The following is a 25,640-nucleotide window of genomic DNA, read 5'->3' as shown; positions in this document are numbered from 1 at the left end:
AATATACTGCAGCCGATAAACCAGCCGCAATTACAAGTGCCACTACCCAGGTATCAAGCGGGCATGCTGAATTAAAAGGATCGGCATCATTACAAGGCAACTCACCCTGCGCATGGCCTATTACGGGCGCCGTTATTAAAAGAAACGTAACTAATACACTATAAACGCACTTCAACCCAGTCTTGCAAATCTTCATCAATATATCTATTACTTATTTTTTTACAAATTTAGCTTTTCCCAACGAATTTCCGCCATTTTCTGTTAATTCAACAATATAAACACCTGGTTTAAACTGCGAAACGTTTTCAGACCAGCTACTGTTAGCCGATGTTCTTTGAGTCACCAATGTTCCTGCGGCATCATAAATGTTTAATTTATAGCTTCCGGTTGTCGCCGATGATGTTTTGCCGTATGTTACATTTACATTGATCGTTTCGGCGGTGGGGTTGGGGTAAAGGGTAAACATATTAACATTGCCACTTTTATCATAGTAAATATTAACCAGGGCCGAGTAGGTGATGTTTCCAAATAAGTCGACCTGTTTTAAGCGGTAAATGTTATTGCCCGCGTTTGGTGTTTTATCAGTGTACTTATAAATTGTGCCGCCATTGCTCTGCAACTGATAAATTGGCGAATAGTTGATCCCGTTTGCCTGCTGTTTTTCAAGACTGAAGGAGTAATTATTGCCTTCATTGTAAGCACGCCAGGTAAGTAAAACACCGTCTGTAGCCTTTTGGGCATTAAAACTTGCCAATTGATAGGCAGATGTCGGCAATTGCCTAATAGATAACTTAAACCGGTTTGCGCCAAAAGTGTTGGTATCGCTTTTTAAGATGTTGAAAGCATAAGATTTATAGCGTCCAATATCTAATGAATCATTCTTGAAATGGTCCAGTAAGGTTATTTTGTAATTAAGGGTATCAATGTTTTGGATGCCTTCTATTTTTAATTTATATAAACCATCCGTTTTACTGTCGGCATATAGCCTGATAAGCGCTCCTTTTTTATAATCGGGAAAGTGTTTAACTGCCGAGCGTATGCCATCTGACGAATAGCTCGACATATAAACTCTCGGGCCGGCACCGTCAAGATCAAGGGCATCACCATCATGGAATTTGGCATCCCATTGATCGTTGAAATAGATACCACAATAATCATAAGTTGTACTGTCTTTTTCCATTTTCATGAAAAGACCGGTTAACCCATCCTGTATAGATTGAATAGTTGTGTTGCCACCGACCGGAATTAGTTGATTGAAACTTCTTCCGGTATTAATATTACTTGTGGTAAGTATTGGCCGTTCGGGTGCCGATAAAATCGACGAACTTCCTGTGAGCTGAATAAGGGGCGCTTTTTCACTTTCTTTAAATGTAAGCGCGCCTGAAATGCCCGCAGATGATTTTGCATGTACCATAAACCCTTCGCCGCTTGCAGCATAACCGCGGCCGCCGGTGCCCAGCGGCGCCGAGGTACCCGAGGGGGTGTAGGCGGTGTAAACCTGGTTTGGGCTATTTTTTGCCGATAACAGGTAAATGTTATCAATTCCGGTGCTGCTGTTATTGTCGGATAAAACTGTTGCCAGGTTTATGGTACAGGGATAGGGGTTACCAACCATGTTATAGCCCGGGGATAATGATGCCGTATTACCAAGCTTCCCTACTCCGCCGTTAGGGCTGTACCATAAATTGACGGTAACATCCCCCTGGTTAATGTACCCCCCTGCTGTTAATGTAGTATTGGCAGGCGCGGTTGACGTTGATCCGTCGGTACGGCTGCTTGGCCCAACAAAATACATCAGGAACCCGTTGGCTACCGGTAGCGATTGCCCGAGCGAAGAACCTGTCTGTGTATTGGTAAGATCGATAGTGCTGGTTGTGCCTGTTGCACTCGTAGTATTGGTTGTTGTAATTTTTATTACCGCAACATTTTTGCCCGATGTGAAAAGTGAATTATTATTGTTCAGGTTTTCGCGATAAACGTAAATAGTTGGGTTGGTATTGGCGTAACTAAACCCGCTTGAGGTGCCGCCGGGCCCGGCGGTAAAAGCACCTGCGTAGGTAGCATTACGATACACGTGACTATTCAGATAATTTAGCCCCACTGTATTTGATGTACTTGAGGGTGCGCTGGTTTGGTTAACCGGAGAGGATAGCAAACGATACCCGCGATTGGATGATAACCCGCCGCCAGTTAAAAAACGTTCCACATTAAATAATCCTACAGCAGTGCAACCAGAATTGATAGCACCAAAAGCTGCCGATCCGTATTGGTCTGATTGTAATGTAAAAATGCCTGGGTTTGTATTGGTTACATTTTCGGTAACTCCACTCATGGTTATAACAGAAGTTGAACCAACATAAAAAATATTGGTATTTGCAATATTGGCAGATTGTCCGGTTAAAGTTATATTACACGCCGAATTTGATGTTCCGCAATAAAATGTACCTGAATTGGTTATAGCACTGGTAAAAGTGCCTATTGTGATAACAGATGCCGAATCTACTTTAAATATATTCGTATTATTGATAACGTGGTTGTTATTGGTTGGGCCAAAAGTTATGGTGGTGCCGCTGCCATAAAAATTTCCTGAACCGGTATTTTGAATGTTACAGCTTTGCCCGCTCAGGGTGAACGTAGAGCCATGGTCTCTGAATGTGCCTGTGTTGCTAAAATATGAACTGCTTGTTGTTAAGCCAAATGTACATGCAGACTGTGTTGTAAATGTGCCGGAATTTTGAATATTGTTGCCATTGCCAAACGGGAAGCTGCAAGCGGTAGCTTTAAACGTTGCCGAGTTAGTAATATAAGTACCCGCACCTGCCATATTAAACGTACTACTAACCCCAGTGACGGTTGCCGAGCCAGAGTTTATTAAGCGGCAGTTAGTATTGTTTAACCTTATAGTTGATGAGTTTAACGTTAAGGTATTTGTATTTGTAAAAATAGACGGTGTTCCGGGAAAGTCAAATAAGGCATTGCTTGTTAAGGCTATTTTATTATTATTAGTTAAGTCGCTTGTGGTATAAAACGTGCCGCTTGTGCAATTGATAGTTCCATTATTTGTGGTAGCGGCGCTTGTTGAAAAAGAGGCGCTCGCCCCACTGATATTAAGCGTACCTGTTGAGCTTATGGTTGAAGAGGTTGTTGTTGTAAATGTTGCATTATTTAAATTAAGCGTGCCATCACAAACAAATGAGGGGGGATTGTTGAAGGATACCRCCGCCCCTGAAGCAAAATTTACCGTAGCGTTAACACCAACACCAAAACCTGCTGCATAACCAAAGGAAGGTGAGGTAGCTATGTTAACCGTACCAGGGCCGGTAAATGTAATCCCGATTAACGAAGCAACTGGCTGAGCGACCGTTAGGCTACTAATATTTACCGTAGGCGACCCTGACATTGTAATTGTTACCCCGTATGTGCCATAATTTTGTGTTTGAAGCGAGGAAATTGTAATACTGCTTGAAAGCGTAATATTTGCCAGCGACAATTGGATTTGCGCCACATCTGTTGTTCCGCTGCTTCCCGGATACCCGGTACTTGGAGACCAGTTTGAGTTTTGAGTCCAGCTGCCCGAGAGTCCGCCAACCCATGTATAAGTCGTTGCAGCTACATCCGTAATATTTAATGTCATTACGAAAAGCAGAAGACAAAAAAGGAATCTCGTTTTCAACTGGCTATTTAATTAAATAAGGTTTACAATAGTTACATTGGTAGGTTTTATCATGATAAAAATACCTAAACTTATTGTAATCAAAACGTTTACGGAAATAAAAAAAATAAAGTTTCCTTATAGTTTTTTTTCTCAGCTTTGTTTATCTGAAAAGAAAAAAAATAAACAGAGGTTACTGCCTGTGGGGATTTATTTTAAGCGGTTTTGCAGTATACGAAAATATGCGGTGAAAATGTTTCTTGTTGTAACCAATGTAGCCGACTTAAACAAGCAATAATCTTCTTCGTTTAAGTCAATCTCGGTAAATAAGGCAGCTACAATCATTCCTACGATAACCCAAAGAGAAATGAGTATGCGGTGCGAAATAAAGCGAAAGTATTCGGGGTAATTGGCCCTTTGTTTTGCCTGGAGCAGTAATATTAGCAATAGTTAAATTGGCAATAAGTGAGGCATTGTCATTTGGATGTGCTACATTTTTTTATTAAAGCCGATGATTTTACTATTGCTTTAAAAACTTGGTTTTTCCTAACGAGCTACCCTTATTGTCTTTTAATTCTACAACATAAACACCTGGTTTAAATTCCGAAACGTTTTGACTGAACGAGCTGTTATCGGCTGTTTTTTGGGTTACCAATGAACCTGTTGCATCATAAATATTTAATTTATAACTCCCGGTGGTGGCAGGTGATGTTTTACCATAGGTTACATTTATATTAATCGCCTCTACCGTAGGATTAGGGTATAAGGTGAACATACTTGCATTGCCGTTGTTATCATAGTAAATATTAACAAGTGCCGAGTAAGTGATGTTACCAAATAGATCTACCTGTTTCAGGCGGTAAATATTGTTGCCTGTATTTGGTGTTTTGTCGGTGTATTTATAAATGGTGCCACCATTACTTTGTATTTGATATAAAGAGGTGTAACCGGTACCATTTGCCTGTTGTTTTTCAAGCGTATAAAAGTAATTAACTCCCTCATTGTATGCCCGCCAGGTAAGCAGCACACCGTCTGTTGCCTTTTGTGCCGTGAAACTTGCCAACTGGTACCGGGCAGTACTTGGCAGTTGCTGAATAGACAGTTCAAACCTATTGGCGCCATAAGTGCCGGTATCGCTTTTTAAGATGTTAAAAGCGTAAGATTTATAGCGGCCGATATCCAACGAGTCTTTTTTAAAGTGGTCAAGCAGGGTTATTTTGTAGTTATTGGTATCAATATTACGTATTCCTTCAACTTTTAAGTTGTATAAGCCATCAGTTTTTCCGTTGGCATAAAGCTTAATGCTTACGCCTTTTCTATAATCAGGAAAGTGCTTTACAGATGCATTCATCCCATCTGATGAAAGGCTTGACACCAACGCACTTGAGGTGCTTGCATCCAGCTCCAACGCGTCTAAGTTTTCATTATAGGTGCTTTGCCAGTCGCTTCTGAAATATACACCGCAATAATCGTATGTAGCGCTGTCTTTTTCAAGTTTTACATATAAACCAGTAAGCGGATTGCCTTGAGCATCTGACTCTTTAACCGAGGCCGTTTGGGGTCCAAATGCTGTGGCGGCACTTTTAAAAGATTTACCGGTGCCATCAATTGTTAACGCCTGGCCTTTTGGCGACGACATAAGTAGGTTGCTGCCGGTAAGCTGTTGTGTAGCAACTTTATCGGTCTCCTTAAATGTTAATGAGTTGCCCCCGCTTGTTGTGCGCACCAGGAAACCTTCGCCACTTAAGGCGTAACCAATACCAGGTGCCGATGTGCCGTTTGCGGTGTAAGCATAATAGGCCTGGCCAGGGCTATTGGTTCTGTTTAGTAAATAAGCGGTACTTATATTGGAGTTATGGCCCAGCACCGTGGCTATATTGATAGTGCTGGGATAAGGATTACCTACCATATTATAGCCGGCACCGCCGGTTAACGTACTTAACGAATAAGATAGCTGGCCTGTAGTTGCATTTGATGCCCCGTTTTTAGGGGTATACCATAATGCAACCGTAACATCGCCCTGGTTAATGTAACCTACATTGGTAATGTAACAATCCAGCGGGTTGCCTGTAGTGCCATTTGTACGACTATTGGGCCCAACATAATACATTAAATAACCATTGCCCACAGGCATGCTTACAGCTCCAACGCCATTTAATGTAACGGTGCTGGCACCAATAGCGGTAACCCCAACGTGCTTGCCTGAATTGAATGTTAAATTGCTTGATGCCCTGGTTTCGTTATAAAAATATATAATGGAGTTGTTATTGGGGTTAATATAACTAAAGCCTGTTCCGCCCGAAGGCCCTGCAGTAAACGCGCCGGGATAGCTTGAACTGGCAGATAAACTGCTGTAAACCGTATAGCTGTTTTTTAGCGTGTTTAATGTGATGTAATTGGTATAAGTAGTACTTGTGGAATAAGGACTTGTAATGTTTGTTGGCGATGAAAAAATTCTGTAGCCGCGGTTGGTTGCAAGATTGCCGCCGCTTACAAAACGTTGAACATTATATGTGCCTGCAATTGCCAGAGTACCCGAATCGTAGCCGGTAGATGATATCTGATCAAAAGCAGCAGACCCTAGGGCATCAGACATTAAAGTAAAAAACGAATAAGCATTGTTGGTGTTGGTTACCGTTGGCAGGTAACCGGCCGAAAGATCGATGATAGATGTTGAACCAAGATTGAAATATGCAGCTTGTGACGAGCTGCCGGTATTGGTAACAAAACAAGCCTGGGCGCTTAATGTAATTACACAGGAGGATCCGGAAGTACCGGCGTTAAAAACACCTGTATTGGTTAATCCATCCTGGTACGATGCCAGGTTGATATATGACGTAGAATCGGCTGTGAAGGTGCCACTGTTGGTCATATTCATAGAATTACTTCCGTTGGTGCCAAGGTTAAAAGTAGCTCCCCGGGCTTTCACAACCGCACTGGTACCTGAATTTTGAAAATAGGAGCCTGAGCCAAACAGGTTATAGGTCGATCCATGGTCGTTATAAGTAGCTGTATTAGCGATATACGAGTTGGATGTACTCACATTGAATATACAGCCCGATTGCGTAGTAAGTGTGCCCGAGTTTTTTATGTAGTTACCATTGTTGAAATTAAAAGTACAACCGGTTGCATTCAATGTATATGAATTGTCGATATAGGAGCCAGATCCCGATATGTTGAACGTGGTGTTTTTAGCAGTTACCAACGCAGTGCCCGAATTGGTTAAATTTACGTTGTTATTGTTTAAAGTTATGGTTGATGAGCTTGCGATAATTGTACCTGTATTGGCTATGTTTTGATTGCCGCCGGATAAACTTAGTGTGCTTGATGCTAAATTGAGGGTGCCCGTATTTATAAAAGAACTTGAAGTGCCTAGACTTAAAGCACAGCCGGAAAGTAAATACAGCGTTCCATTATTGGTAAATGGTTTTTGAGTACCCGAATAATCAATAGTTGTATTGGCTGCAAATGTAATTGTATTACCGGTTCCAATAGTTAAAGACGAATTAAACTTAAAAGTTGGGTCGCCGGTTAAGGTTGTTGTGCCTGTTCCATTCCAGGTTAATGCAAAAGGCTGGCCCACAAATAACGCGGCACCAATGGTGTTGCCGGTTGCATTAGTAGTAATTGTTGTTGAACTCGTCACTGTCATGCCTCCGCTAATTGCTAATTGGCCGCTTAGTGTGTATGTACCTGTGGCGATGGATAAACTTGTAGCAGAGATAGTTGATCCTGTAGTAGACGTAATTGTGCTGCTGCTTGTGGCTGTTAAGGCACCCGAAAGTGTAAGTGTCGATCCTAATGCAACAGTTGAGCCCGTAACCGACATGCCTGCGGCAGCTACAGCGGCCGTGGTAGTTAAAGTGCTTCCGCTTGATAAAGTGACGGCCCCGCTAACACTAACGGGCGTATTCGCCGTAAACGCGACGGCGTTTATAGCCAATGTACTGGTACCCGAAAGCGTGCCTGTACCTGCAAGTGTTGTATTGGTACTGATACTGATTGCACCGCTCACCGCAAGGCCAACACCATTTAACGTGAGTGTAGTGCCAAGGCCATTTATAGTTAACGTTTTGCAAGCACCGGCTGTAGTACTTATGGTAGGGTTATTTAAAACTCCAGAAAGTGTAATTACGACATCCTCCGAATTTGTTGGTACATGTGATAAAGACCAATTAGTTGAAGTATTCCAACTGGAAGAAACGCCAAGCCAACTATTTGTTGCCGCATTTGCTTTCTCAGCGTTTATCATTACTCCTAAAAATGCTATCCAAAAAAGTAATTTTGTTTTCAAATAAATATTAATAAAATAGGGGTATATAAAACAATGTTAGAGAACATATAATCGCCTAAAACTAATAAAAATTTCAACAATAGTACTATTTGAATATGAAATCGATAAAATAGATGCGTTTTATGAAAAAAAGTTTCAAAAATAGTGCTCCTAAAGGTGTGTTGATTTTCACTTAAGGAAAGTGATGTTTCTCCCGGTGAAAAACCAGTACTTTGGATTGGGTKGCCTAAGAAAACGGAATCGTATTAGTTATTAAGTTATCCTTTAGGTTAAAATATGGCATTTTTGGCAATGCATCGGATAATTGGTGATTGAAGTTCCAAATCGAGGATAAAACAAGCTGAAAAATATATAAGATGGCAGCGATATGCACTGTCGCTGCCTTAAAATTAATGACTAACGGAAATTGTGCCCCTTAAATAAGTTACAGCTTTGCCACTCATAAGTACGCGGTCGCCTTTAAGTTCGCACCAAAGTTCGCCGCGGCGGGTCGAGATCTGGTAAGCGTGCAATGTGTTTTTACCTAACTTTTTTGCCCAGTAGGGGATCAGGTTACAATGTGCCGATCCCGTAACCGGGTCTTCGGGGATGCCCGCACCGGGGGCGAAGAAGCGCGATACAAAATCGCTGTTATCGCCTGGAGCTGTAACTATAACGCCCACAGTATCCATTTTTGACAAGGCGAAAAAATCAGGCATAATGTCTTTAATATCCTGTTCGCTCTCATAAACCAGGAAGTAATCCCTTGACCGGAAAAAGGCGAGCGGTTGTTTTTCGCCTAACGCCTCGGCCAACCCGTTTGGTGGTTCAATAGGTATGGGCGGCCTTGACGGAAAATCCATCGTGTACTTATCGCCAGCGCGTTTAATATGCAAAGTGCCTGCTTTTACGGTTTCAAAATGTATTTCGTCGCCCTCAAAGCCCAACTCGGTAAACAATATATGAGCGGCTGCCAGGGTGGCGTGGCCGCAAAGGTCAATCTCGTATTCGGGGGTAAACCAGCGCAGTTTGTAGCCACTATCAGTTTTTACAAAAAAGGCAGTTTCTGCCAAATTGTTTTCAATGGCTATCTTTTGCATGGTAGCATCTGGCAGCCATTCGGCAAGCGGGCAAATAGCCGCAGGGTTGCCGCCAAATAATTTATCAGTAAAGGCGTCAGCCTGGTATATTGGGATAGTCATAACAAATGTTTCGGTGTAGCTAATATAGTGATGAGAATCAAGAATAAAGTCTGATTAATCAATAAAAAGCTTATTAATTTGGAGTTACACTAAACTGCCAATAATATCCCGCCTTGAATCGTAATTTACTAACTCTCCGCTTGCTTTATAATTAGGGCCAAGCAAAAAGTTAATTATTAAACAATTCAATGTGTCCATTTGGCTCTTTGTATGAATAAATTGTTTTTATTCAGAAAAAAATCGCTTACTTAACCCATCTTTTTAGTGCTTTATCACGTAAAACCGCCTTTTTAATTAATTATTTATTTTAAATGGAAAAGCTGAAACGAATTATTGGTTATGGCGATCCAGCTTTATCGCTCGAGAATAAACTTTTTAATGCCATAGCCTTATTCATTTGCCTTAATAATGTTATATCGGTTAGTGTCAATGTCTTTTTAGGGTTCAGTTGGGGGCTGATACTGGCCAATCTTTTTGTACTAAGTTTTTCTGCTTTTGCTTATTACCGTAGCCGTTTTGTACGCTACAGCGAAAAAACGGCTTACATTTATATTGGTTTGGGTATTGCAGCCATGTTCCCTGGTTGGTTTTACAACGGTGGCATCAGCGGGTCAACAACCCAAATAGGCATCTTTTTAATTGTATTGATAACCTTATTAGTAAAGCAACGTTACCATTATATTTTCATCGCTTTGTTATGTGCAGTTTTTGTTACCTGTTATCAGTTAGAAAAAATACATCCCGAATGGGTAACAGGGGCAGGCAGCAAAGCATCTGCCGAATTTGACCTGATTACATCTGCCGTAATTAATATAGTGCTGGTAGGCTTACTTATAGGTTTCATCAAAAAAAGTCACGAAAGCGATAAACGGGACTTAATTAAAAAAAGCGAGGAACTGCAACAGTCACAAGTTGAACTCCGGTCGTCAAAAGAAGAGGCCGAAGCCGCTACATTTGCTAAATCGAACTTTTTGGCCAATATGAGCCATGAAATACGCACACCGTTAAATGGCATCATCGGGGCTTCGCAGTTGTTATCCAGGTCTGCCCTTACGCCAGAGCAGCATGAACTTTTGCAAACCTTGCAATCAAGCGGGCACATCCTCATCAATATCATCAGCGATATATTGGATATCTCAAAAATCGAGGCTGATAAACTAACCATTACCCCGGTTGCCACCAACATCAGGCATTGCGTTAAAACTATCATTGATATTAGCCAGCCAGGTATCACCAATTTGCGTAAACCCATTAACCTGAGTTATCATGTTGATGATAATGTATCGCAATTTGTAAAGGTTGATGAGGGGCGCCTGCAGCAAATTTTAGTAAACCTGATAGGCAACGCCATTAAATTTACCGATGAAGGCGCGGTTACTGTAACAGTTAAAGGGGCCGAGATAAAAGATGGCATACAGGATATCAGTTTCCACGTAAAGGACGATGGTATAGGCATTAGCCAGGAATCATTAACGCAGCTATTTAAACCCTTTACGCAGGTAAATACTACCGCCCTGCGCAAGTACGGTGGTACCGGCCTTGGCCTATCCATCTGTAAAAAGCTGGTGGAGCTGATGGGGGGCAAAATATGGGCCATCAGTAAAGAAGCCAAAGGATCGGTGTTTATTTTTAATTTGCCCCTGCAAATTACCAGCGGCGATTTGCCCGCCGAAACGAAAACGGATAATAAAGAGACTTTTAGGTATCGCCCGCTTAAAATACTTTTGGCCGAGGATAATAAGATGAACCAGCTGATAGCCAGCAAAATTTTTAAAAAGGTTGGCTATAGTATCGACATTGCCGAAAACGGCGTTGAAGCTATCCTGATGAGCGACAAGCAGCATTACGACCTAATATTTATGGATGTACAGATGCCCGAAATGGATGGGCTGCAAGCCACCCGTACCATTATTAAAAAGCAGGGTAAAAACGCACCGCCTATTATAGCCATGACCGCCAATGTTTTAAGCGAAGACGAAAACGAGTGTGCCACAGCCGGTATGAAGGATTTTGTAAGTAAACCCTTCACCTTTGAGCGGTTGGAGAACGTAATACAGAAATGGACTAAGGTTTGATAGTCCCAAATTAAAAAATCAGTAAATAATACCATTCAAACTATGTACAGTACCATTAAAGCGATGGTATTGTGTGTAGCTTTGAATCATGATACAAAGCATTCCCGTTTATGATATTTGTTCACTGTCTGACGTAAGGCAGGATGATTTGCTGGTAAGCCGTTTTGCACCGTATCTTGATGCTCATAAAAATCTTTTTTTTCCGCACCGGCACTCGTTTTATCACCTGGTACTATTTACCCACGGTGCCGGCACACATAGCATCGATTTTGAGCGTTTTGATGTAAAGCCGGGCCAGATATATTTCATGGTGCCGGGACAGGTTCACTCCTGGCATTTTGAGGGCCTTACCGATGGGTATATCATCAATTTTTCGGAAGCTTTTATCCAGTCGTTTTTATTACAGCCGGGTTACCTGGATAGTTTTTCGTTTTTTAATKGCAATTTAAAGGATGCCGTAGTTAATTTACCTGCCGATACTTTTGCCACCGCAAAAGAGCTGTTTGAACAAATTATTCACGAAATAATGAAACCTGCGCCATCGGGCAGCGATATGGTGCGCCTACTGATGCTACAGATATTCATCCATGTAAACAGGCTTAATTCCAATCCGGTTGGTTGGGGTAAATTAAGCTACAATCAAACGCTGCTCAAAAACTATCAAAAATTAATTGAACAGCATTATGCCGATATCAAGCTGCCAAAAGATTATGCCGAGCTGCTGTACATTACCCCAAATCACCTTAACGCGGTTTGTAAGGATCTGTTAGATTTATCGGCAGGCGAACTGATCCGTAACCGCACTTTGCTGGAGGCTAAGCGCTTGCTCACCAATCCACAGTTGAACATCAGCGACATCTCGCTCAGGCTGAATTTTAGCGACAACTCTTATTTTACCAAATTTTTCAAAAAAACAGAAGGCGTTACCCCCGAAGAGTTTCGCAAACAAATATTAAAATCTTAAAACGGATAACATCATGGAAAATACCCAATATAAATTAGCGGCCTGGCCGGCCATAGTGCACGCCAAATGCCCCCGTTGTCGCCGGGGCGACTTGTTTGCCAACAGCATGTATGGCTTTAAAGGCCAGGTGATGAACAAAACCTGCGCACACTGCGGCCTCGTTTATGAACGTGAGCCAGGCTATTTTTATGTGGCCATGTTTGTGAGTTACGCCTTAAATGTTGCCGAGATGGTTACCCTTGCAGTTGCCATTAGTGTTTTAACTGGCAGCAGCAACCCATGGTTATATTGTGGTATTATATTAAGTGTGGCTGTGGTATTGTCGCCTTTTAATTTCAGGTATTCAAGGGTGGTGTTGTTGCATTGGCTAACTCCGGGTTTGCATTATCATCCCGAAATGAGCAAGGATAATTTGTAAACCATTAAACCAAGCGGTGCGCTTTCTGTCAAAATTATAACAGTCCACATTTACCGTGACTTTAATTTTTTGAGTTATGAAAGCGAGAATAGAAACCATAAAGACCGACATGTACAAAGTATTTGTAACAGGTAATGCTGATAACGTGCAATTAGCCAAAGCGTATTTTTTATTGGCAATTCCGTTGCTTACTGTATTTTTCACCCTCGGCCATTTTAAGTATTAATATGCTGCACGGCAGTGTATAAAAACAAGGCAGCCGGCACATTACTGTACCGGCTGCTTGCAACTGTTTCCCTAACTAAATTAAACTAAAATTAACTGAATCGAACTATTTGAATTTTTGGGGCAGACTAAATTGATTAAATGCCATTTGAAAATTACCCAGGTACGAATACTTTTTATAGGCGTGAAGCATATTTTCGTTATTTGCATAATAAATATATGAAGGTGTAGTTTCCTTTACATTGGTAAGTACAAACGGCCCTGTTTGGTTGGCAGCCATTGTTGAATCATGTGCCGGGTTTTCGCTACCTGGCTCTGGTGATGTAAATTCGTCTGTTTGCGATTGAATCTGCGGATCGGATGCAAACACACTGGCACATGCCAATAACACGAGTGATGCAATCACGAAGAATAAAAAATGGTAAAATAATTTCATAGCGATAGGCGATTAATATCAGGACTAGGTATTAAATAAATGTTACATCAAATATACGGCTTGACAATTAAAAAACACACGGTGTTTTCACTGAAAATGCATACGTAGTTTTACGCAATTTTCAAGAGAAATTAGGTTTTATTGATATATTTTATAGTTAATGCCCTCAGATTTTAAATTCTTTGTAACATACCTATTACAATTGAGCCGTAAAACCCGCATCTGTTCTGGAGCGCCCTGGCACGCCAAATAGGTGCCAGTTTGTGGCTTGGTACTACTGAAGTCCTGCAAATTAAAATGTGCTTGCTGATGCTATGGTTTAGATTGGGAGTATGCTTAACAACAGACATTGCCTAAATAACAAGTTGGCAAAAAGATAAACCTCAAACGTTTAAAACAATTTAGGCGCCCCACAAATGTTTAAAAACAAAAACTGAATCAACCGACAACTTTTCGTCGAAAGAAGCTTCTCAAAAATATGAACGGTTAAGTCAAATCAACACCATATCCGGTTGTAAATAAAATGGGATATCGGCACAAAAAACGTGCTCTAAAACTGTTAAATATAGATAGTGTTTTACGAACACCACAAAAACCATACCGCTTGCCTGTTTCCGTAGTTTTTATACAAAAACAGAATAATTCATCATTGTTGAATTTTTAATTGATTGTAAATCAATATATTAAAAAAATTATCTATAGCTTATTTTTTTTGAAAATACACCGTACAATTGTAATTTTTTACAACAATTTTATAACTTTGGTCGTTCTGTAGTAAATAAAAAAGTACAGAGAGGTTTATAAATAGATGAGACAACTCAAAATAACGCAATCCATTACCAATCGCGAGTCGCAGTCGCTTGACAAGTATCTACACGAGATTGGTAAAGTTGATCTGATAACAGCCGAAGAAGAAGTAATATTAGCCCAAAAAATCCGCGAAGGCGACCAGGCCGCTTTGGAGCGTTTAACCAAAACCAACCTGCGCTTTGTTGTATCCGTTGCTAAACAATACCAAAACCAGGGCCTTACACTGGGCGACTTGATTAATGAGGGCAACCTGGGCCTGATTAAAGCCGCTAAACGTTTTGATGAAACCAAGGGTTTCAAATTCATATCCTATGCCGTTTGGTGGATCCGTCAATCCATATTACAGGCTATAGCCGAGCAATCGCGCATTGTACGTTTGCCGTTAAACCAGGTAGGCTCATTAAGTAAAATAAGTAAAGCATTCTCCAAACTGGAGCAGGAGTACGAGCGTGAGCCATCGCCCGAAGAACTTGCCGACATTTTGGAAACCACTGTAGATAAAATATCTGATACCCTAAGCAATTCTGGCCGCCATGTATCTATGGATGCCCCCTTTGTACAGGGCGAAGAAAATACCTTATTGGATGTACTGGAAAACCAGGAGCCCAACACAGATTCGATCCTGATCAATGAGTCGTTATCCGAAGAGATTAAACGTTCCCTTTCAACCCTAACCGAGCGCGAGCGTGAAATTATTGTGCTATTCTTTGGTTTGGGCACCAATCACCCGCTTTCGTTAGAGGAAATTGGCGAAAAATTTAACCTTACCCGCGAACGTGTTCGCCAAATAAAGGATAAAGCCCTGCAACGTTTGCGCCATACGTCAAGGAGCAAAATTTTGAAATCGTATTTGGGGTAGTTGAGCAGAGTCAAGAAATAAGAACCAAGAATTAAGATATATAAGGCCAGGATTGAGTTAACTACTTAAGTCCCGGCCTTTTTTATGGGAGAAACGAATCGCATCGCATACATCCCTCAGCAATTGCACCCCATAATTACAAACCTGCAACAATTTAGTCTCCGTAAAATTTAATGCTCAAATTGCCGTTACATAGCTAACCTGTCATAGTTAGCTCAAATGGTAAAATCAATAAAAATAGGGTGGTACTTTTATAAACCGTTAATGGTATGGTGTATACTGGCTTCGCTGGCTTGTTTATATTACCTTACCTCGCACCAACTGAATGTTCCGTTCGTTGTACTATGTAAGCTGGTTAGTTACGCCGCCATACTTGGCGTGCAGTACCTCAATTTTAATGCGGTGCAAACCTATTTCTATTTTCGCAATGCCGGCTATAATATCAACCTGCTTTACTTATCCGTATTCGTCTGCGATTTTGCCGCTTTCATCATTCTTTTATCCTTATCAACTATCCGTTAAGTTTGGAGCCACTCATTTTAAAAACCGATAGCGTACAACTGGAGTTCGGCGGGCGCAAAATACTGCAGGATGTTTACTTGGAGTGCAAACAAGGCGAAGTATTGGGCATCCTGGGCCGAAACGGCTGCGGCAAATCATCTTTATTACGGATTATATTTGGCACGCTCAGCCCTGCCTACAAACATGTAAGCATTAACGGCGAATACATTAAAAAAGGTTATAAAAATATGCGCGTGGCATACCTGCCCCAGCATAACTACCTGCCCAAAGGCATTAAAATAAAAAAGCTGGCTGCAACCATTATCGACGATCGGTTTTGGGACGATTTTTCGGCTCATCCCATCTATGAAAAATACGCCGAAAAAACTATAGCCGACTTATCGGGCGGCGAACTGCGGCAATTGGAAACACTGATGGTTATTTACAGCAAAGCCGACTTTATTTTGCTTGATGAGCCTTTCACCCACATCTCGCCCATACAGGCCGAAGCTTTTAAGGAAATTATCAGGAAATGCGCCAAAATAAAAGGCATCATAGTAACCGATCATCAATATTACAATATCCTGGATGTAAGCGACAGGATTATCCTGATAACCGATGGCTACACAAGGCCAATACGCAATAAGGATGAATTGGTTACGTATGGCTATGTGAGCCATATTAATTAAACACCACCCCATGTAACATATAAGCATTTGGCACTGTCTATTACCTAAACAACCACGATGCCCCGGCCTTACGTATATTTGATAGTTTTGTTATTTGTTGCTTGCTGGCAAAAAGGCGAGTGCAGCATAAACACAGCCATCAACGGCATCACCTTCAAAAACGCCAAACGCGGACCCGATCCAGACCCCTCGGGCGATTTTAATACACTTATAGTGCCTATAAAACGGGCTGGTAATCTTATCCTGGTAGAAGCCCAGATTGACTCCGTTGCAGGCAATTTTGTGCTGGATACCGGCGCGCCTTACCTCGTTTTAAACGCTACCTACTTCAGGTACATGCCCGTTATAGCCGACCAGGAATCGGCGGGTTTAAATGGTAATGCGCCCGGCGCATTCACTACCGAAGTGCGCAATTTCAGCATCCTTGATTTGCATTACCCGCGCCTTACGGCCGATGTAACAGATCTTTCGGCCATCGAAAACGGGCGAAACATTAAAATACTGGGCTTATTGGGTACCCGGCTGTTTAAAAAATTTGCCATTACTGTTGATTTGTTCAGGAATACCCTGTACATCCACAAACTGAATGACGACGGTGAAATACCTGTAAATGAAAAAGTATTTCATAATCCATGGATGTTTACCTCGTTTAATTATTCCAATGATGTAATGTTTATAAAGGGCGTTGCCAATAACACACCCTTGTGGTTTGCATTTGATACCGGTGCCGAAACCAACCTGATGGATTATGACAGGATGCGCAAACTATTGCCGGGGATGGCAGTACTCAACCGTACAAAAACTACCGGCATTGGCGGCTCATCATTCGAGGTGATTTACGCCAGGTTTGATACGCTTACGGTCGGCGGCCGGCGGTTTGTGAAAAACCGGGTGCTGTTAACAAACCTTGATAAAATGGGCAAAGCCTACGGACACACTGTTGATGGGATACTTGGCTTTGATTTTTTTATCCGTGGTATCTTTAGCATCAACTTTGTAAAAAGAGAATTTGAAATGTACATTTACACTAACCAGTAGTATGAAAAAGTGCAGATCGGTTTTAATTATTTTTTTGTTGTTTACCTGCTTCTCAATTGCAGCAAGGGCGCAAACACGCAATTCCCTTGTGTTAGGTAAAGATCATTTGATTATGCTGCTTGATCTGCATTCGTCAAAAACACAACTGGATAGTATTTTAAAAATCGCGGGTATAAAAAAGCCAAACGGCGCTGCTATTTTAAAGGGCGATTTCTCGTCATTGGCCAAAGACGGATGGAACATTGGTAAACGCGATAAAAATATGGTTAGGTTTGACAGGTCGCTTACCGATTTAAACCTAAACCCACAAAACCCACCTTACCAGATAACTACCCACCTCGACGGCAATATTGACGCCCCCGCGGGTATGCCGGGCTATCCTGCCGATGAATTATACGGCGTAAACAAGTTTATGCGGGTTACGGTATATGAATTACCATCGGGCTTAACACGCTTTTACCTGCCCGGTTACTTAAACGCAAAACGCGTTTTATTATCTGGTAACTTTAACAATTGGAGTACGCTAAAAGGTGTAATGGCAAAAACCGATAGTGGCTGGGTATGCGATATAAAACTGTCGCCGGGGGTATATGAGTACAAATACATCATAAATGGCCGTTGGCAGCACGATAAAAACAACCTGCAGCAACACCCGGATGGTTTTAGTGATGTAAACTCGGTTTACTACCGCGTTAATCATATCTTCAGGCTTAATGGCTTTACAGGTGCCCATAAAGTTATGGTAGCCGGTAGTTTTAATAACTGGAATACCGATAATATCCCGCTACAAAAAAAGGACGGCGGCTGGGAAACCAAACTTTACCTGCGCGATGGCACTCATACTTATCGGTTTTGGGTAGATGGCCAATGGTACGCCGATCCGGCAAACCCGGCGAAAGTGAAAGATAACGAAGGGCATATTAATTCGGTGTTAAACCAGGGCGAGGCGGTTAGCTTTAAACTTGATGGATATAAAGATGCTAAAGCCGTTTACATTGCCGGAAGCTTTAATAACTGGAAACCCAATGAAATAAGCCTCCGGAAAACGGCTACCGGCTGGGCCATACCTTTAATGATTCCAGCGGGCAATTACGGCTACAAATTTATTGTTGACGGAAACTGGATAACTGACCCTAAAAACCGCCTTTATGCTATTGAGGGCGGCGTAAACAATTCCTTTATTGCCGTTAAACCTAATTATACGTTCTGGCTCAAGGGGCACGCCAACGCCGGAAGCGTGCACCTGGCAGGCAACTTTAATGATTGGGATCCATCGGGTTTCACCATGGCGCACAATGCCGACGAGTGGGTAATAAGCCTGTACCTTAAACCTGGCAAATACCGGTACAAGTTTTTGATTGACGGCAACTGGATTCTTGACCCCGCCAATAAATTATACGAGCAAAACGAATATAATACAGGAAATTCTGTTCTGTGGGTGGAGTGAACTGTGGGTTGTGAGTTGTGAGTTGTGAGTTGTGAGTTGTGAGTTGTGAGTTGTGAGTTGTGAGTAAAATAGACGGTAAGATAATCAAAATCCCCAAAAAAACGCGAAAGATTGTTTCCTGGTTCCAGGGCAAACGCATCTAAATAGTTAATGGCGATAAGCTGTATTTAATAATAGCTAACGGAATAAGCTTATGTCGTCGGGAAGATAAAAGCATTAAATGACACCTTGTTTTTATTGGCTGATCCTGGTTAAATGATCGAGGTACCGAAGGGACTCGTATTGGTCAACGACAGGCAAAAATATTAGGATGCGCCTAAATTGCGCTATCAGTTTAGTGTTAACCATGATTAAAGTTTAAAATATTGATTATCAAGTATTTGTAAATATTTTACCTGAAATGTGTTAAGTTATGTTAACCCAATTAGATGCGTTGCCCCTGTTCCTGGTTCAGACAAAATATGGCTGTAGCAGTTTGTGCGGATTAGAGTCGCTTAATGAAAATTGCCGGCAACGCTCCTTAATCTGTTGGTTTTACGGGTGTTGTCGGCAATCTGTGTGCAATACAATCTCTTGTTCTGCAGCAATTAATAGGCGCTTGCCGTCGTCAATAATTCAATAGCCTCATTGCTTAGTTGCAATGTAGCTGCTTCGGTAAGGTCTTTTAATTGGGGAATGTTGGTTGCGCTTACAATTGGGGCAGTTACCGTTGGCCTTGCTATTAGCCAGGCTAGTGCAACAGCGGCAGGTTTGGTATTGTATTGCGCCGATACCTCATCTAAAGCATTCAGAATGCGTAAGCCCCGCTCGGTAAGGTACTTTTTTACCATGCCCGCCCGTTTGCTGCCTTCCAGGTCGGCCTCAGAGCGATATTTGCCGCTTAAAAAACCACTCGCTAACGAAAAATAGCTGATAACGCCAATGTTTTGTTCTTTGATAAATGGTTCAAACGTTGTTTCATATTTTTCCCTGTCAAACAGGTTGTATTCGGGCTGCAGGCTTTGGTAGGCGGTTAGTCCTTTTTCTCGGCTCACTTTGAGCGACTCATGCAGCCTTTCTATTGAGAAGTTTGATGCGCCTATGGCCCTTACCTTGCCTTCCTTTACCAATTGGTCAAACGCGCTTAACGATTCTTCAACCGGCGTACCTGCATCATCATAGTGCGATTGGTAAAGATCAATATAATCGGTTTGCAGCCGGGTTAATGAAGCTTCGGCCGCTTTTATAATATAATCCTTTTTAAGCCCTCTTTTATCGGCCGATAGTTCGGCCCCAACCTTTGTGGCTATAATTACCTTATCGCGTTTGCCGCTTTGCTTAAGCCAGTTGCCAATCTCGGTTTCCGATTCGCCGCCCTGGTTGCCGGGTGCCCATGCTGAGTAAACATCGGCCGTATCAACAGCGTTAAAACCTGCATCTAAAAAAGCATCCAGCAGTAATGCCGTGCCGGTGCCCTTAACTGTCCATCCAAACACATTGCCCCCAAAAATCAAAGGAGCTGTTTTAATACCCGATGAACCTAATTCGCGTTGTTCCATAGCATAAATTGTTAAAAAACTTATATGCTGATAAAAGTGCCGGGGTGGGGTAATTGTTTGTCAGGGAAATGAAATAGTTGTGATATTAGTAGCAAGTAGTTAGTATCAAGTATCAAGACTGGAGTTGTGAGTTTTCATTGTTAATTCGACATTACTGGTGCCAGCTTGTGAGGACACAAGCTGCGGGAAAAATCTTGCTACTTGATACTAGCTACTCGATACTAATAATACTATCCGTCACCTTCGCAATGTCGTAGCTTATTTTGTTGATGAAGCCCAGCTGCTCTTTCAGCAGGTTTTCGTCGGCGGTAAGTTCGGGCTTTTCAACTTCGGGCAATGGGGTTTTGCCAACAGTATACTCAATATTTTGGCCATGCAGTTTTTTATTACTTTCGTTAAGTACCGATATGTTTTTTTTGAGTAACCGCAGCGCTTCGGGGTGTGGCCGCTGCGCGTTTTTTACCAGGCCGGCCTGTATAACGGCTATATATGATGATAAAATATGGTTAAGTACCACAAATTTGTGCACTTCCTTAACGTTACGCTGCTTGCTTTTTGGCTCGGAGGTCATACGCTCAAAAGCGGCCGATAAGTTGGCCGATTTTACATAGATATCTTTACGGGCCAGCTTGTAGGCTGTGGTACCTATAGTTTTGCCCGATAAACTTTCGGCAATGGTAACCAGGTACCTAATATTGGCTGTTACAACATCGCGCAGGGTTTCTTCAATTATCTCAAACTCCCAGGTTGGGAAAATAAGGTAGCTGGCAATAAAGGCTATGGATGAGCCTATTAATGTATCCAGTATGCGCTCCTGTGCAATATTTAACAGGCCTACGCCTAAAAATTTAAACAGGATAAGTACATAGGGTGTCATGAAAATAACGCTTACCACATAGTTTAGCCGTTGAAAACTATAAGCACCCACCATAAATATGGTAAGTAAAATAAATTGAACGGTGCTATCGGGTATAAAGTTCAAAATCAATATCCCCATTGCGCCGCCGCCTATGGTACCTATAAGCCTTTGATAGTTGCGTTGTTTAGATAGGCTGAACCCTGGTTTTAATATCACAATAATGGTTAACAATACCCAATAACTATGATGGCCCTGCGCTATGGTTTTGGCTGTTATAAAACCAACCAAACAAACCAATGATACCCGCAGTGCGTGTTTAAAGGCGCCCGATCCTAAAGTGAAGTTATCAAAGAAAATATGAGGGGCGTAATCCTGGTGGGTTACAAACTGGGAGTACTCCACTTCGCCCTTTATTTCGGTTGATTTTAATAAGGTTTTTGAATTATAGTAGTTATAAATATTGTTAATGCTTTCGGTAAGGTTGCGCAGGTTGATGAGCACCTTTTTTAGTACCAGGGTGCTGGTTTCCTGCTGATCTTTCCCTATGGCATCTATTTTTAATTTCAGCTTTTCAAGCTCTACATTAAAATCCATTACATGGCGGTGGCGGGTGTTTGATAATACAATATAGGCTACATCATCCAGTTCGTCGGCCATGTGGTGAATAATGCGGGCTATCTCGTTCAATACGCCGGTATCCTTAAACCTTTCGCGCATCTGGTAGTAATCATAGTGCGTGGCCATTATTTGCTCAAACATATCTACCAGGTCAACAAAGGTTAAAACCAGGATGCGGCTTGATGGGGTTGATTCCCTTACCACCAGCCTGCTTTTAAACAGCATTTCGCGTACGGCATCCTGGTGCTGGCTTACCTGTATCTGTTGCGATACCAGCTTGCGGTAATTATCGTCGATATCGCTATCGGGGTTGTAAAACTCGGCTTTGATGCGCAAAAATTTGGCAATATCGGCCACATTTTCACCAAGGGTTTGCTGTGCAGCCCGGTAGGGGCGGATGCCAAAAAAAATAAGGCTGAACAACATATACCATACACCACCGGCCAGTATCTGCAGGCTGTACAGTAAAACTGCTGATGGGGGCAGGGCCTTATCCATCATAAATATCATAATGAGCAAACTGCAGGTACCTACCGATGCGGCCCTGTTGCCGTAAACCGTAAACATGCTGAACAGGAAAGAGAATAAAGTAATCTCGATACCCAGGGTATAAATATTCAGGCGTGCAAAACCGGTAGTAACTGCTACAATGAACAGGCACAAATTACCAATGGCCATTGCGTTGCGCTTGTGTGTTGCCGGGCCTGGGTTGTCAATAACACAAATGCAAAGCGCCCCTAATGATAAGGTAAGCCCAAGATCAAATTGGCCAAACTCCAGTAACAAAAGCGATGGCAACAGGATGCCGGCCGAGATGCGCAAACCATCAGAAAAGTACTGACTGTAAAAAAAACTGTTGATTTCGCGGGTGTTAAATTTCATTATTTTTTGTCCGTTTTTACCGGCAATAAAGCTACGATGAATACTTTTATGATTGATTTTTTGTTGAAACAGATATTCTGTTTTCATTTACGCTTTTTTTACACTCAAAATGTACTGCAAATTTACAATAATTAAATATTTCGACCGGGTTTTAGTAAATATGGCATTAATACCAGTTTTTTGTTAGTAATTATCTATTTTTTGCCAAAAATGAATTAAATTCACCCCCGGTATTGTGGCCCGCCCTTTACCCATCAATTTTAACCCTCAATTTATTTGTGCTATGTCGTTAAATTTAAAACTCAGTCAAAGGGAAACAACTTTTAACAGCGAAGTTGTAACCCGTTTTGAGTTGTATAACAGTTTATTCCAAACCCTGCCGTTTTACCAGGTAAAGGATACCGGAATTTTGCTGCCCTTTTTCAGCTCGCATTGCGAAAAGGGCGCCGCAATGAACGCATCGCCTACAGATATTATTGAAAGCTTTTTCAAAAAGTACGTACCTGATATTGATCATCGCGAGCAAATTAACCGTATGTTCCGTTTTATACAATATATAGAACGCCAGGTGGTTTTGTTTGATGCCATTGAAGATTCGTCATTTAATAAAATAGGTAAGTTTGATGATACCGGCACCCTGCAAAGCTTGTTGCAGCAAGCCGCTATAAGCGATGATACCCGCAAAAACATTAGCGAGAAACTGAAAGATTTTTCGTTAAGGCTGGTACTTACTGCCCACCCAACCCAATTTTATCCGGGCACAGTGCTGGGTATCATGACAGATCTTATCGAGGCCGTAAAAATTAACGATATCCCTACTATTGATGTATTGTTACAACAGTTGGGCAAAACGCCCTTCTTTAACAAAACATCGCCAACGCCGGTTGATGAGGCCATCAGCCTTACCTGGTTTTTAGAGAACATATTTTATTATGCCGTATCGGGCATCCAATCCAAACTGGAAGAGGAGTTTGATATTGACACCACTAACCAATTGCTTGAAATGGGCTTTTGGCCAGGCGGCGACAGGGACGGCAACCCCAACGTTACCACCGAAAGTACCAAAGAGGTAGCCAGGTATTTAAGGCAGCGCTTGTTCAGGTGCTACTACAGGGATTACAGGGTGCTTAAGCGCCGCATCACTTTCCGCGGGGTAGAAAAACCGATGGCCAAGCTGGAAAAACTGATTTACAGGAACGCCAATGAAAACCATGCAGACCCCAAAGACCTGCAGGCCGAACTATTGGATTTGCTGCAAACCATTAAACACACCCTGATAACCGACCATGATGGCCTGTTTAAAGATGTTGTAGAAAACCTGATTCAAAAGATCCGACTGTTTGGTTGCTATTTTGCTACCCTGGATATCAGGCAGGACAGCCGCGTACTGCGTAATGTTTTTGATTATGTAACCTCGCAAACTGAAACAGGTGTTGTTGCAGGTTATAATAATTTTGAAGAAAAGGAAAAGCTTGAAGCGCTTCCATTTAATGAGCTTGATTATCATCGTGCGGAAGATGCAGATGCCATGACCTGCGATACGCTGGACACCATCAGGCTGATAAAACAAATCCAGCACAGCAACGGCGAAAAAGCCTGCCAGCGTTTTATTATAAGCAACTGCCAGCGCGCATCAGACATTTTACAACTGATTGACCTGTTTTTATGGAGTGGATGGAAAAAGGATGAGCTGAAAGTTGATTTTATGCCGCTATTTGAAACCGTGAACGACCTGGCCAATGCCGGCGAGATTATGGAGCAGTTGTACACCCACCCATATTACGCAGAGCATTTAAAGTTACGCGGCCAAAGGCAAACCATCATGCTCGGCTTCTCCGACGGAACTAAAGATGGCGGCTACCTGATGGCCAACTGGAGTATTTATAAAGCCAAAGTTGAAATGACGGCCATTGCCCGTAAGTACGGCATTAGCCTGGCGTTTTTTGATGGCCGGGGTGGCCCACCGGCACGTGGTGGTGGTAAAACACACCGGTTTTACGCCTCAATGGGTAACGAGATTGCTAATGAGCACATCCAGCTTACCATCCAAGGTCAAACCGTGAGTTCGCAATATGGCTCTGTGGAAACTGCAAGGTTTAATATGGAGCAGTTGCTTAACGCGGGTATCATCTCGGCGCTGCATCCTAACCGTAAAGATTTGTTAGATAACAGGCACAAAACCCTGATATCGGAAATGGCCGATGAAAGCTACTCGCTTTTTATGGCATTGCGAGAGCATCCGTTGTTTTTAGAGTACCTTGAAAAGTTTAGTCCGCTCAAATTACTATCAAAAATAAATATTAGCAGCAGGCCAACCAAGCGTGGCGGCGGCGGGCCAATGAAACTGGAAGACCTGCGTGCCATCAGTTTTGTAACTTCCTGGAGCCAGCTTAAACAAAGCATTCCGGGTTTTTACGGCGTAGGTACATCATTAAAAAAGATGAAGGACGAGGGTAAGTGGCAAGAAATTCAGGAGCTGTACCAAACATCGGGTTTCTTTAAAACCATGCTCGACAATTGTATGATGTCGATGTCAAAATCTGATTTCAGGGTTACCGCTTACCTCGAAAAAGACGAGAAGTTTGGCGAGTTCTGGAAAATGCTGAAGGAAGAGTTTGTACTTACCCGCGCCATGTTACTAGAGTTAACCGCCAGTACCGTACTGATGGAGGAATACCCCGTTGAACGTAAATCAATCGCCATCCGCGAAAAAATTGTATTGCCGCTGGTTATAATGCAGCATTATGCCCTGCAGTGCTTAAATAACTGCGAGGACGAAGAACTAATAGAAATTTACCGCAAGCTGGTGATTAGGACGGTTTATGGTATAGTGAACGCGGGAAGGAATTTGGCTTAGAAGCCCCTCTAAATCTCCCCTGAAGGGGAGACTTGAAAAAAATGAAAATATGTCATTGCGAGGATTTATCAGGTAAAACCTAAAAAAATCGTTATAACGTACAGTGGATATAGTTAAACGAATGTTCTAAACTGCCGTCATTGCGAGGTACGAAGCAATCCCGAACTATTTGGGACTTAGCATGTCGATGATTGCTTCGTGCGTCGATTTCTATGATCTATGCAACTAATTTAAGATAATTTTTTTCATACTTTCTGTTTTGGTTAACACAGGAGAAGATGCGCTGCACAAGTTTAT

At 42.1% G+C, this 25,640-nt stretch carries 17 protein-coding genes; 11 read left to right on the top strand and 6 right to left on the bottom strand.

Going from position 1 to position 25,640, the window contains the following annotated elements; genetic code table 11:
• Positions 1 to 211 precede the first annotated feature (211 nt).
• Both AC1DU2_RS24650 and AC1DU2_RS24645 read right to left on the bottom strand, forming a co-directional pair.
• The gene (locus tag AC1DU2_RS24650; RefSeq protein ID WP_477387651.1) at positions 212 to 3,634 is read right to left on the bottom strand and encodes a T9SS type A sorting domain-containing protein; all 3,423 of its coding nucleotides are present in this window, start codon (positions 3,632 to 3,634) and stop codon (positions 212 to 214) included.
• A 538-nt stretch (positions 3,635 to 4,172) separates the two neighbouring features.
• Entirely contained in the window at positions 4,173 to 7,304 is a 3,132-nt protein-coding gene (locus AC1DU2_RS24645; protein WP_477387648.1) for a T9SS type A sorting domain-containing protein, read from the bottom strand.
• On the opposite strand from AC1DU2_RS24645, the gene AC1DU2_RS24640 reads away from it, so the two are divergent.
• On the top strand, positions 7,303 to 7,950 hold the full coding sequence (locus AC1DU2_RS24640) for a hypothetical protein (RefSeq protein WP_477387646.1): 648 nt from the start codon (positions 7,303 to 7,305) through the stop codon (positions 7,948 to 7,950). The two genes, AC1DU2_RS24645 and AC1DU2_RS24640, sit on opposite strands and share 2 nt — an antisense overlap.
• A gap of 385 nt (positions 7,951 to 8,335) precedes the next feature.
• Here AC1DU2_RS24640 and AC1DU2_RS24635 read toward each other — a convergent pair whose 3' ends face one another.
• The gene (locus AC1DU2_RS24635; RefSeq protein ID WP_477357027.1) at positions 8,336 to 9,127 is read right to left on the bottom strand and encodes a PhzF family phenazine biosynthesis protein; all 792 of its coding nucleotides are present in this window, start codon (positions 9,125 to 9,127) and stop codon (positions 8,336 to 8,338) included.
• A gap of 311 nt (positions 9,128 to 9,438) precedes the next feature.
• On the opposite strand from AC1DU2_RS24635, the gene AC1DU2_RS24630 reads away from it, so the two are divergent.
• From AC1DU2_RS24630 to AC1DU2_RS24615, 4 genes are all read left to right on the top strand, one after another.
• On the top strand, positions 9,439 to 11,202 hold the full coding sequence (locus AC1DU2_RS24630) for an ATP-binding protein (RefSeq protein WP_477387644.1): 1,764 nt from the start codon (positions 9,439 to 9,441) through the stop codon (positions 11,200 to 11,202).
• An 88-nt stretch (positions 11,203 to 11,290) separates the two neighbouring features.
• Complete coding sequence (locus AC1DU2_RS24625; protein ID WP_477387642.1) at positions 11,291 to 12,166, top strand: AraC family transcriptional regulator; 876 nt, start codon at positions 11,291 to 11,293, stop codon at positions 12,164 to 12,166.
• 13 nt (positions 12,167 to 12,179) lie between these two features.
• Positions 12,180 to 12,584 carry a DUF983 domain-containing protein gene (locus tag AC1DU2_RS24620; protein WP_477387640.1) on the top strand — a complete coding sequence of 135 codons (405 nt, stop codon included), beginning with the start codon at positions 12,180 to 12,182 and terminating at the stop codon, positions 12,582 to 12,584.
• 76 nt (positions 12,585 to 12,660) lie between these two features.
• Complete coding sequence (locus AC1DU2_RS24615; RefSeq protein WP_477357019.1) at positions 12,661 to 12,810, top strand: hypothetical protein; 150 nt, start codon at positions 12,661 to 12,663, stop codon at positions 12,808 to 12,810.
• 105 nt (positions 12,811 to 12,915) lie between these two features.
• Here AC1DU2_RS24615 and AC1DU2_RS24610 read toward each other — a convergent pair whose 3' ends face one another.
• Positions 12,916 to 13,245 (bottom strand): hypothetical protein, encoded by a 330-nt coding sequence (locus AC1DU2_RS24610; RefSeq protein WP_477357017.1) that lies wholly within the window; start codon positions 13,243 to 13,245, stop codon positions 12,916 to 12,918.
• An 808-nt stretch (positions 13,246 to 14,053) separates the two neighbouring features.
• Between AC1DU2_RS24610 and AC1DU2_RS24605 the strand changes: the two genes are divergently transcribed.
• The 5 genes from AC1DU2_RS24605 to AC1DU2_RS24585 all read left to right on the top strand — a co-directional run bounded on the left by AC1DU2_RS24605 (position 14,054) and on the right by AC1DU2_RS24585 (position 18,589).
• Entirely contained in the window at positions 14,054 to 14,914 is an 861-nt protein-coding gene (locus AC1DU2_RS24605) for a sigma-70 family RNA polymerase sigma factor (protein WP_090466905.1), read from the top strand.
• A 219-nt stretch (positions 14,915 to 15,133) separates the two neighbouring features.
• Complete coding sequence (locus AC1DU2_RS24600) at positions 15,134 to 15,436, top strand: hypothetical protein (protein WP_477357015.1); 303 nt, start codon at positions 15,134 to 15,136, stop codon at positions 15,434 to 15,436.
• Between the two features lie 2 nt (positions 15,437 to 15,438).
• Positions 15,439 to 16,104 carry an ATP-binding cassette domain-containing protein gene (locus AC1DU2_RS24595; RefSeq protein WP_477357013.1) on the top strand — a complete coding sequence of 222 codons (666 nt, stop codon included), beginning with the start codon at positions 15,439 to 15,441 and terminating at the stop codon, positions 16,102 to 16,104.
• A 57-nt stretch (positions 16,105 to 16,161) separates the two neighbouring features.
• Complete coding sequence (locus tag AC1DU2_RS24590; RefSeq protein ID WP_477387638.1) at positions 16,162 to 17,142, top strand: aspartyl protease family protein; 981 nt, start codon at positions 16,162 to 16,164, stop codon at positions 17,140 to 17,142.
• 1 nt (position 17,143) lies between these two features.
• Positions 17,144 to 18,589 carry a hypothetical protein gene (locus AC1DU2_RS24585; protein WP_477387636.1) on the top strand — a complete coding sequence of 482 codons (1,446 nt, stop codon included), beginning with the start codon at positions 17,144 to 17,146 and terminating at the stop codon, positions 18,587 to 18,589.
• Positions 18,590 to 19,176: 587 nt separating this feature from the next.
• Here the strand turns inward: AC1DU2_RS24585 and AC1DU2_RS24580 are convergent.
• A complete protein-coding gene (locus AC1DU2_RS24580; RefSeq protein WP_477387634.1) occupies positions 19,177 to 20,127 on the bottom strand; it encodes an aldo/keto reductase in 951 nt (316 codons plus the stop codon).
• Between the two features lie 211 nt (positions 20,128 to 20,338).
• A complete protein-coding gene (locus tag AC1DU2_RS24575) occupies positions 20,339 to 22,573 on the bottom strand; it encodes an FUSC family membrane protein (RefSeq protein ID WP_477357005.1) in 2,235 nt (744 codons plus the stop codon).
• A gap of 196 nt (positions 22,574 to 22,769) precedes the next feature.
• Here AC1DU2_RS24575 and AC1DU2_RS24570 point away from each other — a divergent pair, with 196 nt between their 5' ends.
• Complete coding sequence (locus AC1DU2_RS24570) at positions 22,770 to 25,343, top strand: phosphoenolpyruvate carboxylase (RefSeq protein WP_477357003.1); 2,574 nt, start codon at positions 22,770 to 22,772, stop codon at positions 25,341 to 25,343.
• The last annotated feature ends 297 nt before the right edge of the window (positions 25,344 to 25,640 follow it).

It is taken from the genome of Mucilaginibacter sp. P4_C11, from assembly GCF_056402115.1.
The sequence above is the reverse complement of the archived record's forward strand: the minus strand, read 5'-3'. Positions and strand labels throughout refer to the sequence as shown.

Excerpts from the sequence above, each read along its gene's own strand:
- AC1DU2_RS24610 (WP_477357017.1), bottom strand. The coding sequence starts at position 13,245 with ATGAAATTATTTTACCATTTTTTATTCTTCGTGATTGCATCACTCGTG.
- AC1DU2_RS24640 (WP_477387646.1), top strand. The coding sequence starts at position 7,303 with ATGCCTCCGCTAATTGCTAATTGGCCGCTTAGTGTGTATGTACCTGTG.
- AC1DU2_RS24630 (WP_477387644.1), top strand. The coding sequence starts at position 9,439 with ATGGAAAAGCTGAAACGAATTATTGGTTATGGCGATCCAGCTTTATCG.
- AC1DU2_RS24635 (WP_477357027.1), bottom strand. The coding sequence starts at position 9,127 with ATGACTATCCCAATATACCAGGCTGACGCCTTTACTGATAAATTATTT.
- AC1DU2_RS24620 (WP_477387640.1), top strand. The coding sequence starts at position 12,180 with ATGGAAAATACCCAATATAAATTAGCGGCCTGGCCGGCCATAGTGCAC.
- AC1DU2_RS24575 (WP_477357005.1), bottom strand. The coding sequence starts at position 22,573 with ATGAAAACAGAATATCTGTTTCAACAAAAAATCAATCATAAAAGTATT.
- AC1DU2_RS24590 (WP_477387638.1), top strand. The coding sequence starts at position 16,162 with ATGCCCCGGCCTTACGTATATTTGATAGTTTTGTTATTTGTTGCTTGC.
- AC1DU2_RS24600 (WP_477357015.1), top strand. The coding sequence starts at position 15,134 with ATGGTAAAATCAATAAAAATAGGGTGGTACTTTTATAAACCGTTAATG.
- AC1DU2_RS24580 (WP_477387634.1), bottom strand. The coding sequence starts at position 20,127 with ATGGAACAACGCGAATTAGGTTCATCGGGTATTAAAACAGCTCCTTTG.
- AC1DU2_RS24615 (WP_477357019.1), top strand. The coding sequence starts at position 12,661 with ATGAAAGCGAGAATAGAAACCATAAAGACCGACATGTACAAAGTATTT.
- AC1DU2_RS24585 (WP_477387636.1), top strand. The coding sequence starts at position 17,144 with ATGAAAAAGTGCAGATCGGTTTTAATTATTTTTTTGTTGTTTACCTGC.
- AC1DU2_RS24605 (WP_090466905.1), top strand. The coding sequence starts at position 14,054 with ATGAGACAACTCAAAATAACGCAATCCATTACCAATCGCGAGTCGCAG.
- AC1DU2_RS24645 (WP_477387648.1), bottom strand. The coding sequence starts at position 7,304 with ATGACAGTGACGAGTTCAACAACAATTACTACTAATGCAACCGGCAAC.
- AC1DU2_RS24570 (WP_477357003.1), top strand. The coding sequence starts at position 22,770 with ATGTCGTTAAATTTAAAACTCAGTCAAAGGGAAACAACTTTTAACAGC.